The 1,412-nt window shown below is 58.6% G+C and carries 1 protein-coding gene; it reads right to left on the bottom strand.

The features are described from left to right. Window positions 1-260: 260 nt before the first annotated feature. A complete protein-coding gene (locus CT676_RS43650) occupies window positions 261-1,295 on the bottom strand; it encodes an IS110 family transposase (protein ID WP_135217357.1) in 1,035 nt (344 codons plus the stop codon). Window positions 1,296-1,412: the final 117 nt, after the last annotated feature.

Consider the following 1,412-nt stretch of genomic DNA (forward strand, 5'->3'; position numbering starts at 1 on the left):
CCCTTCTGTAATGGGCCCGATGATGTCAAGCCTCCCGAGTGAATGTCACGCCGCCGAGCTCATGCTTCTGTCCGTGGTCAACGCCTGGCCGCCACATCATGCTGTCAGAGGGAGCGGTGAGCCTATCTAGATACGCGTGGTCCGTCAGAAGACGGCCACTGGGCGTGTAACGGCTTCACCGGATCCACCGTCCCGGCGACGGGACTTCGGGCACCAGGCTCAGTTCAGCCCGGTTGCATTCCAACTCTTCTCCTCGTGTTCTATGCTGCGATCGGGCCCGCGTCGGTCCATCGGTAAGTTGTGCCGTCGACCCAGATTCGATGCAGGATCACTGCGAGCTTGCGTGCCAAGGCGACTTTTGCGCGCTTCGAGCCTCGCCGCTTGGCGACGTCCATCCCCCAGCGCTTAAGTTTTGAGAATCGCGTGATGCGCGATAGCAGAACGTTGGCGGCCTCATACAACACCGTACGCACTATCTCGTCGCCGGCCAGCGTGATCCCGCCCGTGACGTCCTTTTCTCCCGATTGGTATTTCTTTGGCGTGAGCCCGAACAGCGCGCCTGCCGCCTTCGATTTTACAATGCGATGAGGATCATCAATCGCCGATTTGTAGGTAATCGCCACTAGGGGACCAACACCTGGCACTGTCATTAGCCGGCGACAGACTGCATCGTCACGCACAATTGCCAGCACAGCTTTGTGTAGCCTTCCGTACTCTGCCTTCAAGGCCGATCGTGCCGAAAGCATCGCTATGGCAATGCGTTCCAATGTCGCCTGACCCGCAACCAACTCTCGGATCCGCGCTTCGAAATTCTTCCGCGTCACCGGGCCAACCTTCAGCCCAAAGCCACGCAAAATCCCGCGGATACTTAACTCCACATCGATAAGTCGCCCAAGAAGCTGCTTGCGCGCAACCAGCAGCGCTCGGATCTCTTGAGCCCCTATCGACTTTGCGTGCACCGCGCGGAACCATCCCATCCGGATCAACTGGGCAATTCCGCGTGCATCCTTGCGATCCGTCTTCACTGTCATCGCCGACAATGCTGCCTTCACATGCCGTGTTTCCAGCAGAACCGTCTCGAATCCTGCTCTTTGCAGCCCCGCATGCAGCCATTGCGACAGTGGCCCAGCCTCCAGCCCGATCCGATTCACTGCAAAGCCAAGCGTCTCGAAAAATTCGACTAAGGCGTCGGGTTCGCTTGCGACCTTCGCCTCCTTCAGGATCTTACCCTGGGAATCCACAACGCATACGCTCGACAGTTCCAACGACACGTCAATTCCGGCATAATTCTCCACGGCTGTCCTCCGTCTCCAGATGCTTGGGGCCGACTCAAGTCGTGACCCCGTTTCATCATCTATCGGGGGACAGCCACCATCATGCCCCCTTGCACGGAGCAGGGCCCATTACGGCAT

Source organism: Bradyrhizobium sp. MOS001 (genome assembly GCF_004634465.1).
GTDB lineage: Bacteria > Pseudomonadota > Alphaproteobacteria > Rhizobiales > Xanthobacteraceae > Bradyrhizobium > Bradyrhizobium barranii.